Source organism: Pseudomonas sp. St386 (assembly GCF_018325865.1).
GTDB lineage: Bacteria > Pseudomonadota > Gammaproteobacteria > Pseudomonadales > Pseudomonadaceae > Aquipseudomonas > Aquipseudomonas brassicacearum.
Map to the genome: position 1 here is coordinate 2,977,368 of NZ_AP021900.1, position 18,230 is coordinate 2,995,597.

Consider the following 18,230-nt stretch of genomic DNA (forward strand, 5'->3'; position numbering starts at 1 on the left):
CGCTCGCTAGCTTTGGGAATTGGGTTTGGTCTTGAGCTTGCCCAGCAGCTTGTCCAGGGATTTCTGGTTCAGCGCCTTGGCCAGCGGGAAGTCCGCGGGCATCAGCGAACCGGCCTGCGGGTCGAGGCAGTGTTCGACCAGCGCCTGCAAACGTTCCAGCAGGCGAGCGGGCAAGCGGCTGTCGGCGTTTGGCGTGACGCTGTGCCACTCGACACGCAACACGCCGTCCTCCAGCCAGGCCACCACCTCACGGGCGTGGGTCACCCGGTTAACCGAGGCCACGTCCGGCGGCGGGGTCAGGCTGCTGGCGCGCAACCAGCCCTCTGGCGTTTGCTCATGCCCCAGGTAGTTGAACAGCACATCACCGTGGCTGGCCGGCAACTCGCCGCGCTGGCGCAGCAAGCCGTAGCCGAGGCCCAGGCCAGGTACGTCACGCAAGGCTTGCTTGGCGTTGCGCACTTGATCGCCCGCGGCGCCGCTGGCATTCACGCGCAGTGGGTAGAGGGTGGTGAACCAGCCGACGGTGCGGCCGACGTCCAGCCCGGCAAACGGTGCGTCACGCCCGTGGCGCTCCAGGTCCACCACGATGTCGCTGCGCTGTTCGGCCTCGGCCAGGGTCGCGGCGAGGGCGGCGATCAGCAGTTCTTCCGGTTGCGTGCGGTAAGCCGCATGGGATTCGGTCAGCCATTGGTGCGTGCGGCTGGCGTCCCAGCGGGCCGACAGGGTCTGGCGTTCGGCGACCGTGGCCATGGGCGGCTGGTTAGCGCCGATCTGGGCACTCCAGTAGCGATGCTCGGCGGCGACCTTGGCGGCATGGGCTTGCAGGTGCTCGCTCCATTGACGATACGAGGTGGTTTTCGCCGGCAACGTCGGGCTCTCGCTACGCTCCAGTGCCGGGTACAACTGCTGGAAGTCTTCCAGCAGCAGCGTCCAGGAAACTGCGTCCACCACCAGGTGATGGGCCACCAGGTATAGGCGCTGCGGGGTGCCTTCCAGCAGCGCCGCGGCAAACAGCGGGCCGTGTTGCAGGTCCAGGCTTTGGGCAACTTGCAGCAGTTGTTCCGGGCGTTCGCAGCAGGTCAGTTGGGCCGCAGCCACTGGTGCGATGTGCGCCTGCCATTGGCCGTCGACGTCGGTGAAACGCAAGCGCAGGGCGTCGTGGTGGGCGACCAGTCGATCCAGCGTGGCTTGGACCATGGCCGGCACCAGGCGACGGTCGCTGTCGGCCAGCACCGATTGGTTCCAGTGCGCGACCTGGACCTGCTGCTGGTCGAAGAACCACTGGTGCAATGGCATCAGCGGCATCGGCCCGGTCACGTCACCTTGTTCGGCCTGGGTCAGCAACGCCGTGGTCACGTGGGCCAGGGCCGCTGGGGTTGGCGAACGGAACAAGTCCCGTGGGGTGAGCGAATAGCCCTGTTCACGCAAGCGCGAGATCAGTTTCAGGCCGAGGATCGAGTCACCGCCCAGGGCGAAGAAACTGTCCGAGGTGCCGACTTCACGGCCACCGGTCAAGGTGTCGCCGAGCAGCTCGCCGAACAACTGGCAGAGCAGGCGTTCCAGGTCGTTGCGCGGTGCCGCGTAGTCCTTCTGGGTGTTCGGCAAGGGCAGGGCGGCGAGGGCCTTGCGGTCGATCTTGCCGTTGGTGCTCAGGGGCAGGGCCGGGATCTGCACCCATACCGCTGGCACCATATAGGCCGGCAGCTCGGCCGCGAGCTGGGTGTCGAGGTCCGGTTGCGCGGCGCTACTGCTGTAGAACGCCACCAGGCGGTTGTCGATGACCAGGGTGCAGGCACCGGTGATGGCCGGCAGGTTCAGCAGGGCTGAGTCGATTTCCCCCAACTCGATGCGCTGGCCGCGCAACTTCACCTGATGGTCGAGACGCCCCAGGTACTCGATGTTGCCATCGGCCAGGAAGCGGCAACGGTCGCCGGTGCGGTACAGGCGATCACCGGCCACGAACGGGCTGGCGAGGAAGCGTTCCTCGGTCAGGTCCGGGCGTTTCAAGTAACCCCGGGCCACACCGACGCCGCCGATGTACAGCTCGCCGATGCTGCCAATCGGTAGCGGTTGCAGGGCCTCGTCGAGGATGTACAAGCGCAGGTTGGCGATGGGTTTGCCGATCGGCACGATTGCATCGTCCGCCGAGCAACGCCAGACCGAGACGTCGATGGCCGCTTCGGTCGGGCCGTACAGGTTGACCAGTGCCGCCGGGTGCTGGCCCATGAAGCGCCGGACCAGGTCCACCGGCAGGGCTTCGCCACTGGCGAACACCTGGCGCAGGCTCTGGCAGTTGACCAGGCTCGGCTCTTCGACAAAGGCCCGCAGCATCGACGGGACGAAGTGCAAGGTCGTGACCCGTTCCTGCTGGATCAACTGGCTGAGGTAGGCCGGGTCGCGATGACCGTCCGGACGGGCAACCACCAGGGTCGCGCCAGTGATCAGCGGCCAGAAGAACTCCCACACCGACACGTCGAAGCTGTACGGGGTTTTCTGCAGAACACGGTCGTTCGGGCCGATCGGGAAGGCGTCCTGCATCCAGTGCAGGCGGTTCATCAAGGCGCCGTGTTGGTTCATCACGCCTTTGGGTTGGCCGGTGGAACCGGAGGTGTAGAGCACGTAGGCCAGGTCGTGGGCTTCGACATTGATCGGTTCGAAGGCGGGTGCTTGGGGCAGGGCGTCGAGGGTCCAGGCTTGATGCCCGACCGGGAGGCGCGACAGCCACTGCGCTTGGGTCAAGGTGACCCGGGCATCGGCGTCTTCGATCAGGAACGCCAGGCGCGCGGCAGGCAACTCCGGGTCCAGCGGCAGCCACGCGGCGCCGGCATGGACGATGCCGAGCAAGGCCACGACCATCTCCACCGAACGCTCCATGCACACCGGCACGATGCTGTCGGTGCCCACGCCAGCGGCGCGCAGGGCGCGGGCGACGGTTTGCGCCCGCTGGTCCAGCTCGGCATAGCTTAGGCGCTGGCCTTCGAACACCAGCGCCGGGGCGTTGGGGCTCAGGGCCGCTTGCTGGCTCAGGGCGGTGTGCAGGTTGGTTGGGCCGCTGTAGTGGCGGTCGGTGGCGTTCCAGCGGTCCAGTTGCTGCTGGTCCTGCTGTTGCGGGAACAGTTCGACCAGGGTGCGTCCAGGGCTTGCCACCAGGGCGTCAAGCAGCGCGCACCACTGCGCGCTCCAGCGTTGCATCGTTGCTTCGTCGTACAAGGCCGATTGGTATTCCAGCGCCAGCGTCATGTCGCTGCCGTCGTCCTGGACTTCCCAGCTCTGTTCAAACTTGGCGTCGATCACCGGCAGCATCTGTTCTTCGACGTTCAGCCCCGGCCATTGGCTGCTGTCGATGCGGCCGTAGTTGAGGGAGAACAGCACTTGGAACAGCGGCGTACGGTTCAAGTCGCGGTTCTGCGCGATAGCGCCGACCAGGGTGGCGAAGGGCAGGTCAGCATGGGCTTGGGCTGCACGCAGATCGGCCTCGAGGCTGGCCAGCAGTTGCTCGGCCGGGGCCCGTTGGTCGACGTCGCTGCGGATCACCAGGGTATTGACCAGGCAGGCCAGCAACGTCTGGGTTTGCCCATGGTCACGCTGGTCCGCCGGGGTGCCGAGACGAATCTCCCGCTGACCGCTGTAGCGGGCCAGCAGCGCGCTCAGGGCCGTGGCCAGCACCACGTAGGTGGTCGTGCCGCGCTGACGGGCAAACTGCCGGATGGCTTCGGCGCGCTGGGTTCCGAGGCGCACGGTGAGTTGCCGGGCGCGGCGATCGGCTTCGGCGCCGCGTGGGTGGTCGATGGGCAGGTCGAGTTGGTAGTCGTCCTGGCCCAGGTGGTTTTTCCAGTAGTCCAGGCTGTCATTGCGCCGGGCCTGGGTGTCCGGGTGCTGTTGCCACAGGGCGAAATCGACGTAGTCGATTTCCAGCGGAGCCCAGGCGGGCGACTGCCCGTTCAGGCCGGCGGCGTAGGCCTGGGTCAGTTCGTCGATGAGCAACTGCATGGCCCAGCCGTCGGTGGCGCTGTGATGCAGGCATACCAGCAACAGGTTCTCGTCACTGCCTTGGCGTTGCAGCAGGTGCGCCCGCCAAGGCGCCGCGGCGGCCAGGTCGAACGGCGTCATCAGTGCGTTCTGGGCATTGGCACAGGTCGCTGCCCAGTCCTGGGTTGCAACGCCAGTGACCGCGAGCGCCGGGCCGTGGTCGTCGATCAGCAATTGCGGCTCGCCGTCGACTTCGACGATACGGCTGCGCAGCACCAGGTGGCGCTGGCTGACCTGCGCAAAGGCCTCGCGCAAGACCTCGACCTGCAACTCGCCGCGCAAGGTCAGGGCGAATGGCATGTGGTACTCGCGGGACTCCGGTACCAGGCGGCTGAGCATCCAGAACCGGCGTTGAGCCAGGCCCAGGGGCAATTGCGCCGGGCGCGGTTGTGCGCTGATCGACTCACCGGGCATGGCCGCGCGCAGATGCTCGGCCAGGGCCGCGACCGTCGGTTGGGCGAACACCAGCGGCAAGGGCAGGGAAACCCCCAGGCGTTCACGAACCCGGCTGACTAGGCGGGTGGCCAGCAAGGAATGGCCGCCGAGTTGGAAAAAGTTGTCTTCGATGCCGACTTCCGCACCACCCAGCACTTCGCTGAACAGTTCGCAGAGCACGCTTTCAGTGACCGTGCGCGGCGCGGTGCGCGGCTGCTCGCTTTGGCTTTGTGGCAGCGGCGTGGCGGCCAATGCCTTGCGGTCAAGCTTGCCGTTGCTGTTGAGCGGCAGGTTATCGAGCTGCACGAACAGGCTTGGCTGCATGTGCGCGGGCAGGCTGTCACTCAGGTCGGCACGCAGGGTGACCTCATCGGCGTCACCGCACCAGAAACTCACCAGACGCTGGTCCAGCAACAAGGTGGCGGCGTCGCGAACACCGGCCTGTGCCAGCAGCGCAGCGTCGATTTCCCCCAGCTCGATGCGTTGACCGCGCAGTTTCACCTGATGGTCGAGACGCCCCAGGTACTCGATGTTGCCATCGGCCAGGAAGCGGCAACGGTCGCCGGTGCGGTACAGGCGGTCACCGGCCACGAACGGGCTGGCAAGGAAGCGTTCTTCGGTCAGGTCCGGGCGTTTCAGGTAACCCGGGCCACACCGACGCCGCCGATGTACAGCTCGCCGATGCTGCCAATCGGCAACGGTTGCAGGGCTTCGTCGAGGATGTACAAACGCAGGTTGGCGATGGGTTTGCCGATCGGCACGATTGCATCGTCCGCCGAGCAACGCCAGACCGAGACGTCGATGGCCGCTTCGGTCGGACCATACAGGTTGACCAGCGCTGCCGGGTGTTGGCCCATGAAGCGTCGGACCAGGTCCACCGGCAAGGCTTCGCCACTGGCGAACACCTGGCGCAGGCTCTGGCAATTGACCAGGCTCGGTTCCTCGACAAAGGCCCGCAGCATCGACGGGACGAAGTGCAACGTCGTGACCCGTTCCTGCTGGATCAACTGGCCGAGATAGGCCGGGTCGCGATGACCGTCCGGCCGGGCAACCACCAGGGTCGCGCCGGTGATCAGCGGCCAGAAGAACTCCCACACCGACACGTCGAAGCTGTACGGGGTTTTCTGCAGCACACGGTCGTTCGGGCCAATCGGGAAGGCGTCCTGCATCCAGTACAGACGGTTCATCAAGGCGCCGTGTTCGTTCATCACGCCTTTGGGTTGGCCGGTGGAACCGGAGGTGTAGAGCACGTAGGCCAGGTCGTGGGCCTCGACGTTGATGGGTTCGAACGCCGAGGCCTGGGGCAGGGCGTCGAGGGTCCAGGCTTGATGCCCGACCGGCAGGCGCGACAGCCACTGCGCTTGGGTCAAGGTGACCTTGGCATTGGCGTCTTCGATCAGGAACGCCAGGCGCGCGGCAGGCAGTTCCGGATCCAGCGGCAGCCACGCGGCGCCGGCATGGACGATGCCGAGCAAGGCCACGACCATCTCCACCGAGCGCTCCATGCACAGCGGCACGATGCTGTCGGTGCCTATACCGGTTGCGCGCAGGGCGCGGGCGACGGTTTGCGCCCGCTGGTCCAGCTCGGCATAACTCAGGCGCTGGCCTTCGAACACCAGCGCAGGTGCGTTGGGGCTCAGGGCTGCTTGTTGGCTCAGGGCGGTGTGCAGGTTGGTCGGGCCGCTGTAGTGGCGGTCGGTGGCGTTCCACTCGATCAGTTGGCGGTGACGCTCTGCCGCCGGCAGCGGTGTCCAATCGCCGAGGCGGGTCCGTGGCGCTTCGAGCATCGCCTCCAGCAGTTGTTGCCATTGTTCCAGCCAAAGCCGGGCCGTGGTTTCGCTGAACAGCGCGGCTCGGTACTCCAGCAACACCGACAGCACCTCGCCGTCATGCACTTCCCAGTTCAGGTCGTACTTGGTGGCCTGGGCGGTCACGGCGCGTTCGCTGACCCGCAACTGCGGCCATGGCTGGCTCGACGAGTCGGCGTTCTGCATGGCGAACAACACTTGGAACAGCGGCGTCTGGCCGAGGCTGCGCGAAGGCTTCAAATGCTCGACAACCTGGTCGAAGGGCACGTCCTGATGCTGCTGGGCATCCAGCACACGGTTGCGCACCTGGTTGAGCAAACCTTCGAAGTCCAGCGCCGGATCGAGGTCGGCACGCATGACCACGGTGTTGACGAAGCAGCCGATCAGCGGCTGCAGCTCGGCGAATGGACGCTGGGCCACCGGGCTGCCAACCCGTACATCGCGCTGGTTGGCGTAGCGGCCCAACAGCAATTGCGCGGCGCCGAGCATGAGCATGTACAGGGTGGCACCGCGGTGCTGGGCGAACTGTCGCAGGCGTTCCACCAGGACGGGCGGCAATTGCAGTTGGACCGCGCCGGCCGCCGGGGCGAGCTGGGTTGGCCGGCCCTGTTCGGTTGGCAGGTCCAGCAGGTAGTCGCCGTCCTCCAGTTGGTTGCGCCAGTATTCCAGTTGGCTGCTGAACGCGGTCTGTTGACCGGGTTCGCGCTGCCAGAGGGCGTAATCGGGGTATTGCAGCGCCAGCCCTGGCAGTGCTGCCGGGGCGCCCTGGCACTGGGCGGTGTAGCACTGTCGCAGTTCATCCAGCAGGTTCTGGCTGGAGGCGTCGTCGGTGGCGCAGTGGTGCATGTTGAGCAACAGCAGCGACTGGGTAGCGCCGCTGCGTTGCAATAGCGTGGCACGGACCGGCACTTCGGCGGCGAGGTCGAAGCGGCGGCCGGTTTCGGCGTGGATCACCGCGTCGGTCAGTTGCTGCCATTGCTCGTCGCTGGTCGCTTGCAGTGCCGTCACCTGCAGGCTGATATCGACCTGGGGTTCGATCACCAGCGCCAACTCGCCATCGCTATCGCGCACGATGCGGCTGCGCAGGATCTCGTGGCGCTGGACCACGCTGTTCAAGGCCGTGTGCAGGGCCTGGACGTTGAGTTCGCCGTCCAGTTGCACGGCGCTGACCACGTTGTACTCGCCACCGCCGGTGCTCAGTTGTTCAAGGAACCACAAGCGTTGCTGTTCGAACGACAGCGGCAGGCGCGCCGGACGCGCTGCCGGGACAAAGGTCGCCGCCGGGGCTTGCAGGGGATCGCCCAGCAGCGCGGCCAAGGCGTCGAGGGTCGGGTGTTCGAACACCGCCCGCAACGGCGGCACGCTGGTGAACTGTTGGCGCAGGCGGGCAAACAACGTCGCCGCCAGCAGCGAGTGGCCGCCGAGGTAGAAGAAATGGCTGTCACGGCCGATCTGCGACGACGGCATCTTCAGCAACTCGGCCCACAGGGCAGCCAGTTGCTGTTCGGCGGCGCTGCGGGGTGGATCGAGGGCGTCTGGCGCGGCTTGGATGTCCGGGGCCGGCAAGGCCTTGCGGTTGAGTTTACCGTTGTCGGTCAGTGGCAGCTCATCGAGCAATACGAATGCCGAGGGCACCATGTAGTCGGGCAGGGCGGCGCCAATGGCTTTGCGCCAGGCATGGATGTCGGCCTGCTGGTCGCACGTCACATAGGCGACCAGGCGCTTGTCGCCGGGCACGTCTTCACGGGCCAGCACCACGGCCTGGCGCACGCCCGGTTGGGCACCGATCAAGGTTTCTATTTCCCCCAGCTCGACACGGAAACCACGGATCTTCACTTGATGATCCATGCGTCCCAGGTATTCGAGCTGGCCGTCGGGCAACCAGCGCACCAGGTCACCGGACTTGTACATCCGTGCCCCGGCCACGGTGGAGAACGGGTCTTCGATGAACACCTTCGCGGTCTGCTCGGCGCGGTTGAGGTAGCCCAGGGTCACGCCGGCACCGCCGATGTGCAGTTCCCCGGGACGCCCACCGGCATCGGGTTGAGGAAGGCATCGAGCACGTAGGTGCGCACGTTGGCGATGGGCCGGCCGATGATTGGCCGCAGCGGGAAGTCATCCACCGCGCAACCAGTGGCATCCACCGTGCATTCGGTTGGGCCGTAGGTGTTGAAGAAGCGGCTGCCGGCAATCGACGGCAGGCGTTGCCACAGTTGTGCGTCCACCGCATCGCCACCGAACAGCACGAAGCGCGGCAGGTACACTTCGCCACGCCGAACACCGTCGCTTTCGAGCAGGGCCTTGAGCTGTGCCGGGGTACATTCGAAGGCGTCCAGGCGGGTGTCGCGGAAGAATCCAGCCAGGGCCTCAGGGTCGTAGCGCACGTCTTCCGGGGTCAGGTACAGGCTGTGGCCGTCGAGCAACAGGATCAGCTCGGCCACCGAACTGTCGAAGGCGAACGAGTAGTTGAAGCTGGTACGCATCGGCTGGTCGGTGTAGCGGCGATACAAGCCATGGATACGCGCCCAGGCCAGGTTGACCACCGAACCGTTGGTCACCAGGGTGCCCTTGGGCTTACCGGTCGAACCGGAGGTGTACATGATGTAGGCCAGGTCTTGCGGCCCGGCGAGCGGGGCAGGGTTGCTGTACGGCTGGTTGGCGAACAGGGCTGCGTCGCTGTCCAGGCGCAAGCGCGGCAGTTCGGCGCCCAACTGTTCCAACAGGCCTTGCTGGCCGAGCAACAGTGCCGGTTGCGCGTCTTCGAGCATGTACGCCAGGCGATCCACCGGGTAGGTTGGGTCCAGCGGCACATAGGCGCCACCGGACTTGAGAATGCCCAGCAGGCCGACCAGCAGTTCCAGCGAGCGCTCGACACACAGCGCCACCGGGCTGTTGGCGCCGACGCCCCGGCTGCGCAGGTAATGCGCCACCTGGTTGGCGCGCCGGTTGAGTTCGCCGTAGCTCAGGCTGCGGCCTTCGAAGCACAGGGCGTCACGCTCCGGGGTGCGTTCGGCCTGTTGTTCGAACAACTGGGCGAAGGTCAGGTGCGTTGGCACCGCCATCTCGGTGCGGTTCCACTCGACCACGGTGCGTTGCCATTCGGCGTCCATCAGCAGCGGCAAGGCGGCGACCGGGCGTTGGGGCTCGGCGAGCATGTGTTCGAGCAGATGTTCCAGGCGCGCCAGGGTCTGGCGGGCGCTGTCGGCGACGAACAGATCGAGGGCGAACATCAACTCCAGCTGGATCGGCGCATTGGCCGGGCACAGCACGTGCAGGTCCAAGTCGCATTCGGAATGTCGCAGCGGCGTGTCCAGCGCTTCGAATTCCAGCCCGGGGAAGCGCAACCGCGACTCCATGGCCAGTTGCTGGGCGACCATCACCTGGTACAGCGGCGCATGGCTGAGGCTGCGTGGCAGTTGCAGGCTGTCCACCAGTTGCTCGAAGGGCAGGTCCTGGTGCAGCAGGCCACTGCGCAGACGTTCGGCCACCTGTTTGACCAGGGCGCTGAAACCGACTTGCGGTTCGAAGTCCGCGCGGATCGCCAGGTTGTTCAACAGTATGCCCAGCAGGCCTTCAGTGCCCGGCTGTTCACGGTGGGTGACCGGGGTGCCGACCAGCACCGTGGCATCGCCGCTCAAACGGTGCATCAGCACGGCGAAACCGGCGAACAGGACGGTGAACGGCGTGGTGCCGAGGCGACTGGCTAAGGCCTGTACCCGGGCGCTGAGGTCGGCGCTGAGTTCACGCTGCACGATCCCGGCGCGGTAGCTTTGCACCGACGGCCGTGGATGATCGGTGGGCAAGGCCAGCAGCGGGCTGGCGTCGCTGTCGCGCCGGTCGAGGGTGGTGGTCCAGTAGTCGAGTTGGCGCTTGAGTTCGGCGCCTTGCAGGTGTTCGCGCTGCCAGAGGGCGAAGTCGGCGTATTGCAGCGGCAGGGCCGGCAGTTTGGCAGGGGCGCCGTTGCAACGGGCTTCATAACCCAGGGCCAGTTCGCGCAGGGCGATGGTGGCCGACCAGGCGTCCGAGACCAGGTGATGCAGGGCGATGCCGAGCACGTGCTCGCCCGGCGCCAGGCGTAGCAAGCGCGCACGCAGCAGCGGTGGGCAGGTCAGGTCGAACGGCAGCTCGAAGGTGTCTTGCAGGGCATTGAACTGCGCGCCGGCGCGAGCGGTGGTGGTCAGCCCCGACAAGTCTTCGAAGGGCAGCGCGATGTCCAGCGCTGGGCTGATGCGCTGGCACGGCACGCCGTCGGTGCTGTGGATGCCGGTGCGCAGGATTTCGTGGCGCAGCAGCAGGTCGTTCAGGCTGGCGTGCAGCGCCTCGACATTGAGTTCACCCTTGAGGTGCAGGGCGAACGGGATGTTGAACAGGGTGGTGCCCGGCGTCAGTTGCTCGATGAACCACAGGCGTTGTTGCGAGAACGACAGCGGTAGCAGCGCCGGACGTGGCTGGGCCTTGGGCACGCTGATCGCGCTGGCTTGCGGCGCGGCGGCCTGGGCCTGGCGGGCGGCGATGGCCACGGCCAGCAAGGCCACGGTCGGCTGTTCGAACAGCACCCGCAACGGCAGGTCGAGCTTGAACTGGGTGCGCAGGCGGGCAACGATCTGGGTTGCCAGCAGCGAGTGTCCGCCGAGGGTAAAAAAGTTGTCTTCCACGCCAACGGTGTCGCGCCCCAGGACCTCGGCCCAGATCGACGCGACGGTGGTTTCCAGCGCGTTGCGCGGAGCGATGCTTTGCTGGGTGTCGGCCTGCCAGTCCAATTCCCGGGCGGCCAGGGCCTTGCGATCGACCTTGCCGTTGTTGTTCAGGGGCAGTTTGTCCAGGCAGACGAACGCCGCCGGCACCATGTACGGCGGCAGTTGCGTGCGCAGGTGTTCGCTCAGGCCGTCGCTGCCCAGGGTTTCGTCATGGGCCGACCAGTACGCCACCAGCCAGGCTTCGCCGACGGTGTTTTCCCGCAGCAGGACGGCGGCTTCGCGTACGTTGGGGTGCTGGGCGAGACGGTGTTCGATTTCCGTCAGTTCGATCCGGTGCCCGCGCAGTTTGACCTGCTGGTCGCGGCGGCCGAGGTATTCGATCACCCCGTCTGCACGCCAGCGTCCCAGGTCACCGGTGCGGTACAGGCGACCTTCGAGTTGAGGGTGGTCGATAAAGGCTTCAACGGTGCGCTGCGGGTCGTGCAGGTAACCGCGGCCAACGCCGACGCCGCCGACACAGATTTCCCCGGCCACGCCCACCGGCACCGGGCGGAGGGATTCGTCCAGCACATACAGGCGGTTGTTGGCGGTCGGCTGGCCGATGGGCATGTGGCTGACCTCGGCCCCCGGTGCTTTGAGGATCGGCTGGAAGGCCACGTCGTCGGCGCACTCGGCCGGCCCGTAGGCGTTCATCAGGGCAATGTCGGGGAACCGTGCGAACCAGTCGCGGGCCACGGTCGGCGGCAGGGCTTCGCCGGTAGGCAACACCCAGCGCAGGTCCGGCAGTTGCAAGTCGCACGGGCACAGCGCGAGCAAGGTGCGCATCAGGCTCGGGACGATTTCCAGCACGTTCAGGCGCTCGCTGGCGAGCACCTGCAACAGGCGTTGCGGGTCGTGGGCAACTTCATCCGCAAGGATGTGCACGGTGGCACCGAGCACCGGTGCGGCAAGGAACTGCCACACCGAAATGTCGAACGCCACCGAGGCAGTCTGGGGAATCCGGTCGGCGGCGCTGAGCCCCAGGGCCGGTACTTTGCCGAAGATGTTGTTGAGCATGCCGCGCTGTTCGATCATCACGCCCTTGGGCGTACCGGTCGAACCCGAGGTGAACAGCACGTAGGCCAGGCTGTCGGGGCTGGCGAGCACCGGCAGTGGCGCGTCGTTGCCGGACGTCCAGCAGGCTTCGGCGAACAGCGCCTCGGGTGCCTGGTCGAGGCCGCTGAGCAGTTGATCGAGCAGGCCGCTGCAGGCTTCGCTGGCGACCAGGAGCGGGGCGCGGGACAGCCCGAGGATTTCCCGCAGGCGCTCGGGCGGGTGATTGACCTCAAGGGGCAGCATCGCCGCACCGGCCTTGAACACCGCCAGCATCATGCTCAACAGCGCCAGGCCACGGGGGGCCACCAGCGCGACCAGTTGGTCTTCAACTGCGCCGGCCTCGCGCAGAGCGTGGGCCAGGCGCGTGGAGCGCAGGTCCAGCTCGGCGTAGGTCAGCGACTCCCCGTCGCAGGTCGCGGCGATCTGTTCGCCGCGCTGAGCGACCTGGGCGGCAAACAGCTCGGCGTAGCTTTGCTCCAGCGGAAAATCGTGGGGGTTGAGCGCCCACTCGCCCAGCAACTGCTGACGTTCGTCGGCGGCCAGCAGCTCAAAGCTGGCCAACGGCGCCTCGGGTGCGGCGAGCATGTTGCGCACCAGGCTGGCGATGTGGCCCAGCAGGCGTTGCACGGTGGCGGCTTCGAAACGTTCGCGGTCATAGGAGACGCGGATGCCCAGCTGTTCGCCCGGCAGGATCACCACGGTCAAGCCGTAGTGGGTGTGCACGCTGTGGTCCATGCCTTCGAGGCTGAACTGGAAGCCGCCTTCGAGGATCTGTTCGTCGATGGGTGCGTTTTCAAATACCAGGATGCTGTCGAACAGGGTCTCGCCCCGGGGGAAATCGCTCCAGCCCTGGATGTCGGTCAAGGGCGTGTGTTCGAAGTCGCGCATGTCGACGTTGAGCTTTTGCAAGTCGCCCAGCCAACTGCCGAGCGAGGCGCTCGGGTCCACCGAAACCCGCAGCGGCAAGGTGTTGATGAACAGGCCGATCATTTCCGCGACACCGGTCAGGTCGGCCGGGCGCCCGGCCACGGTGACGCCGAAGACCACGTCCTGTTGCCCGCTGTAGCGTGATAGCAGCAGCGACCAGACGCCCTGGAAGAACGTGTTCGGGGTGATCCGGCGACTGCGGCAGAACGCCGCCAGTGCCTGGGTTTCCTGTTCGTCGAGGTGAATCAGTTGGTCGTCCACCAGCACCGCATCGGTGTAGCGGTCGCGGGTCACGCCGTTGTCCACGGTCAGCGGCGTGGGGGCATTGAGACCTTGCAGCTGGCCGCGCCAGAACTGCTCGGCCTCGCTCGCGTCCTGGCGTTGCAGCCACTGGATGTAATCGCGAAACGGCCGAGGGCTTTTCAGCTCCGGCGTGCGGTCGTTGCACAGCGCTTCGTAGACTTTGAGGAAGTCCACGGTCACCAGGGAAATGCACCAGGCGTCCATCAGGATGTGGTGGAAGCTGCGAATGAACTCGTAGGACTCATCGCCCAGGCGTACCAGCCGGAAGCGAATCAGCGGTGGCTTCGACAGGTTGAAGCCGACTTTCTGCTCGTCTTCCAGCAACGTGCGGATTCGCGCTTCCTGCTCATGGGGGGCGAGCCCGCGCAGGTCGAGGGTGTCCAGCGGTACCTTGACCTGGCGATGGATCACCTGCACCGGTTGCTTCTGGCTTTTCCATTGGAAACTGGCGCGCAGGGAAGGGTGCAGCGCCACCACCTGGCGCCACGATTCGAGGAACGCCCCTTCATCGATAGCCCCGCCGATGCGGTAGCGATCCTGCATCAGGTACACACCGGAGTCTTCGTGCAGCAGGGAGTGGAACAGCATCCCTTGTTGCAGCGGCGACAGCGGGTAAATGTCTTCGATCGGGTTACCGGTGGTTTTTTCGGTGGTCATTGAAAGCGTCCTGCGTAAAAAGGGGCAACGGTGATGGCGGGGCGACGGGACGAGCCGCTCACAGGTCGGCCTCGTCCAGTTCGGCCATCAGCGCTTGCATTTCGTCATCGGACAGGCCCGAGGCGCTGAACTCGGTGCTGTCGGCTTGCGGCTCGGCGGCGCTCGGTGCCAGCGGTTGCGCGACCTCGGCCATGGCCGCGATGGTCTGGCGTTCGAAGACTTGCTTGGCCGAAAGCGCGATGCCTTGCTCGTGGGCCTGGGCCACCACTTGCAGGCTCAGGATCGAGTCGCCGCCGATGGCGAAAAAGTTGTCGGTGACACTCACCGTCGAGAGCTTCAAGACCTTGGCGACGATGGCTTGCAGGGCGGTTTCCATGGCGTTGCGCGGCGCCACGTGGGCGCTTTCGTCGAACGAGTCGGGGTCGGGCAATTGGCGGGTGTCGAGCTTGCCGTTGGGCGTGCGCGGAAAGCTTGCCAGGGTCAGCACCAGGGCCGGCACCATGTACGACGGCAGGCGCTCGCCGAGGAAACGCTTGATCGCCTCGGAGTCCGGTGCGTAGCCGTGAGCGGCCAGGATGTAGGCCAGCAGGCGCTTGCCGGCGGCGTGTTCCTGGACGATCACCGCGGCTTCGCGCACGTCGCTGTGGCTGCACAACTGGCGTTCGATTTCACCCAGCTCGATGCGGTAGCCGCGCACCTTGACCTGATGGTCCTTGCGCCCCAGGAACGCCAGGCGCCCGTCGGCCAACCAGCACGCCAGGTCGCCCGTACGGTAGGCGCGAGTGCCGTCGGCCAGGGTGACGAAGGCCTTGGCGGTTTCTTCGGGTTTGTGGCGATAGCCGCGGGCCAGGGTCGGGCCGGCGAGGACGATTTCCCCTGGCTCGCCAATGCCGCAGGCAGTGTCGAACTCGTTCAGCAGGCGCAGGTCCATGCCGGCGATGGGGCGGCCAATGCTGACGTTGCGGTTTGGCTCCAACACCTCATAGGTGGCCCAGACGGTGGCTTCGGTGGGACCGTATTCGTTCACCAGCCGGGCGTGGGGCAGGGTCTTGCTGTGTTGCGCGATCAGCGATGGCGGGCAGGCTTCACCGGCGACGATCCAGCAGGCAAGGCTGTCGGTGCCTGTGCTGCGCTGCAGTTGATCGAGCAGGGCCTGGTACAGCGACGGCAGCGACAGACCGTGGCTGACCTGATGCTGGGTAATCAGTTGCGCCAGGCGGGACATTTCCAGCTCTTCTCCTGAGGCGGGCAAGACCAGGCGTCCGCCTTGGGCCAGGGTCCAGAAAATCCCGGCGACCGAACTGTCGAAGGCGAACGACGACAGCAGCAAGTAAGCGCGCACCGGAGTCTCATAGGCGGCCATGCGCACCTGGGTCGAGAAGCTCAGTGCGCCGTGGCTGATTTCCACGGCCTTCGGCGCACCGGTAGAGCCCGAGGTGTAGATCAAGTAGGCGAGGTCGATCGCGTCCGGCAACGGCAGCGCCGGCCAATCGCCGAGGTCCGGCGCTGCCAGGTCATCCAGCACGAAGCGTTGCAGGGTGGCCGGCACGCTGTCGGCCAGTTCGCTGCTGACCACGATGTGGGCAATGGCGCTGTCGGCGAGCATGTAGGCGCGGCGGTCGGCCGGGTAGGTCGGGTCGATCGGCACGTAGGCGCCACCGGCTTTCAACACGGCGAGCATGGCGACAATGGCCGCGTTGCTGCGGGCGAACAGGATGCCGACGGGCACGCCAGGACCGATTCCGGCCGCGACCAGTCGATGGGCCAGTTGCGTGGCGCAGGCGTCGAGGTGGCTGTAGCTCAGGTCACCGTTCTGGTCGCTGAGGGCAATGGCGTCTGGCTGTTGGCGAACCTGACGGGCAATCAATTCTACCAGCGTCACCGGTTCGATGGCCGGCACGCTCGTGCGGGTGCCGATCAACTGCGATTGCAGCGTTCCACCCAGGGGCAGTTGGGCCCAGGCCCGTTGCGGTTCAGCCAGGGCGCCTTGCAGCAGTTGCAGCCATTGCTCGGCGAGGCAACCCGCGGCTTCGGCGCTGAGGGCATGGCGGTCGTAGACCAGTTGCGCGTGCAGGCTGGCGGGCAACTGGCGTACGTTCAGGCAGGCCTTCAGCGGGTTCATCACCGCGCCGGCATGACGCTCCCGGGCATCGCCCGAACGCCAGGCAAAGGCATAGCCGGCGTTGAGGTGGCCGGTGTAATAGTCTTGCCAGCCGACTGCCCGTCCCAGGGTGGCGGCCACTTGTGTGCTTTGTTCCAGCAGGGTCGCCTGGGCATCCAGTTCGATGCTCACGGGCAGGCACTGCTCGAACAGGCCCAGGGTGTTTTCCAGCTCCGCGCCGCGACTTTCATGGATCAGGGTGAGCGGCACCTGTTGCTGGCCGGCCAATCGTCCCAGCACCGCTGCCCATGCCGCCAGCAGCAGGTCCGGGGTCAGGGCCGAGTGACGGGCGAGGTCGCTCGGCAGAGTCAGGTCCAGCCGGGTCGGCGCGAACCCGCCATCGAGGGCCACTTCGAGCGGCAGCTGCAAGGCGGCCTGTTCGGTTTCGCCCGAGGGTTTCCAGAAGCTCACGCCCGGATGGTCCGGCGCGTCTTCAACCAGGCTCCAGCGCCATTCGGCGTAGTCGGCGTACTGCAAGGTGTCGGACAGGTCCGTGGGGTTGTCTTGCAGCAGTGCGCCGGCCAGCCATTTCAGGCTGGCGAGGTCGAAGTGGCTGCTGGCCGCCGCCAGGTCCAGGACCGCTTGTTCATCGGACAGGCGCACCAGGGTCACGCACAGTGGGGTTGCCCAGTCGCGGGGCTGGGTGGCGAGCCGGGCCAACGCGGCGTCCTGGTCGACGCGGCTGTGCTGGCGCAAGTCCTGGAGGTTCACCGCCAGCGAGCCGGCTTCGTCGATCACCTGCACCGGGTGGCGCAGGCCGGGCACGGGCATCAGGCGCGTGCGCAGGATTTCACTGCCGGCCACCAGGGCTTGCAAGCGGTTGTCCAGTGCAGCGACGTCCAGCGGCTGTGACAGCGACCATTGCAGATGGCAGCTGAACGGGTGCTCCGCCGCGCCGTTGATGTGGGGGTAAACCGATGCCTGTTGCGGCGAAATACGAAAACCTTGAAGTCCGCTCATGTTCATCTCGACTGGAAAAGGGCTTGAGCCTGGATCACCGCACAGACGTCGGGGCTTGCTGGACACGTGTCAGGCAAGCCTCCTGCGAACGGCGGGTGGACCCGTTGAATGTCAGACGGCAACGTCGCTCGACAGCAGGGCTTCAGCCATGCCGGTCATGATTGCGCGCTTGCCGGTAAAGGGTTCGCGACCGTGCACGGCGAGCATGTTGTCGATGAACAACACGTCCCCCTGTTGCCAACTGAATCGCACCAGCGAATCGAGGTAGGCCGCACGCAGCGATTGCAGTACGTGTGGCTCGATCGGTTCGCCATCGCCATAAAAGGTGTTGGTGGGCAGGTCGAGGTCGTTGAAGTTGCTTTGCAGCGAATCGCGGATTCGCTCAGGCAGGGTGCTGATGTGGAAGAACGTGGCGTGATTGAACCAGACCTCTTCGCCGGTGCGCGGGTGGCGCACCACGGCCGGCCCGCGTTGGCGGGTGCGCAGGCGATTGTTGTCTTTCCATTCCACTTCGATGCCGACGCTGGCGCAGTAGGCCTCCACTTCGCGGCGGTCTTCGGACTGGAACACGGTCTGCCATGGCAGGCCGAAACCGTCGCCGTAGTTGCGCACGTACAGCACGCCTTTTTCCCGGAATCGCGCTTCGATCTGCGGGCTGATCCCGGCCTTCACGGCGCGGGTCGAGCCAATCGGTGTTTCACCACCGGTCTCGGACGGCAGTTGGCAGTAGAAGAACAGCCGCAGTGGAAAGCGCGGCGAGTAGGAGTGCTCGTTGTGGGGGAAAATCATCTGGTCGGCCGGGTAGTCGGTCGAGGTGTAGATGTTGCCGCCGACCCGTGTCCGGGGCGAGGCGCGGAACATGTATTCCAGAGCGCCGGGGGAAAGGGCGGCGATCACTTGGTCGAACTGCTCGACGGACGCGACGTTGAAGCCGCGAAACAGCAGGGCGCCGTACTCCAGCAGTTTCTTTTCCAGCGACTCGCGTTCCCGGGTGGCCCAGGCGATCAGGTCGACGCCGCTGACCGCCGGCTCGATCACCAGGGGCAGGACGTGGTCCGGGCTGAGCAGGCGCTCGGTGACCAACTGTTGTTCCGAGACGTTCATGGCTTTGCGACGCACGGCGCCGAGGGCGCGTGGCGATGGGGGCACGATAGACAT

The 18,230-nt window shown here is 66.2% G+C and carries 5 protein-coding genes; all 5 read right to left on the reverse strand.

What is annotated here, in order from left to right; translation table 11 throughout:
- Positions 1-6 precede the first annotated feature (6 nt).
- The 5 genes from KI235_RS30400 to KI235_RS13095 all read right to left on the reverse strand — a co-directional run bounded on the left by KI235_RS30400 (position 7) and on the right by KI235_RS13095 (position 18,230).
- Positions 7-5,055, reverse strand: a complete 5,049-nt coding sequence (locus KI235_RS30400; protein ID WP_244864302.1) for a non-ribosomal peptide synthetase — start codon at positions 5,053-5,055, stop codon at positions 7-9.
- Between the two features lie 44 nt (positions 5,056-5,099).
- Complete coding sequence (locus tag KI235_RS30405) at positions 5,100-8,267, reverse strand: amino acid adenylation domain-containing protein (protein ID WP_244864303.1); 3,168 nt, start codon at positions 8,265-8,267, stop codon at positions 5,100-5,102.
- Complete coding sequence (locus KI235_RS30410; protein WP_244864304.1) at positions 8,264-13,951, reverse strand: non-ribosomal peptide synthetase; 5,688 nt, start codon at positions 13,949-13,951, stop codon at positions 8,264-8,266. The genes KI235_RS30405 and KI235_RS30410 overlap by 4 nt, the downstream gene beginning before the upstream one ends.
- A 58-nt stretch (positions 13,952-14,009) precedes the next feature.
- Positions 14,010-17,072 carry an amino acid adenylation domain-containing protein gene (locus tag KI235_RS13090; protein WP_212795787.1) on the reverse strand — a complete coding sequence of 1,021 codons (3,063 nt, stop codon included), beginning with the start codon at positions 17,070-17,072 and terminating at the stop codon, positions 14,010-14,012.
- 111 nt (positions 17,073-17,183) lie between these two features.
- Positions 17,184-18,230: a TauD/TfdA family dioxygenase gene (locus KI235_RS13095; protein WP_003200902.1), complete on the reverse strand. Its 1,047-nt coding sequence runs from the start codon at positions 18,228-18,230 to the stop codon at positions 17,184-17,186.

What these genes read in the sequence shown, in the direction of transcription:
- KI235_RS30410 (WP_244864304.1), bottom strand. Translation starts at nt 13,951, where the DNA reads ATGACCACCGAAAAAACCACCGGTAACCCGATCGAAGACATTTACCCG.
- KI235_RS13090 (WP_212795787.1), bottom strand. Translation starts at nt 17,072, where the DNA reads ATGAGCGGACTTCAAGGTTTTCGTATTTCGCCGCAACAGGCATCGGTT.
- KI235_RS13095 (WP_003200902.1), bottom strand. Translation starts at nt 18,230, where the DNA reads ATGTCTATCGTGCCCCCATCGCCACGCGCCCTCGGCGCCGTGCGTCGC.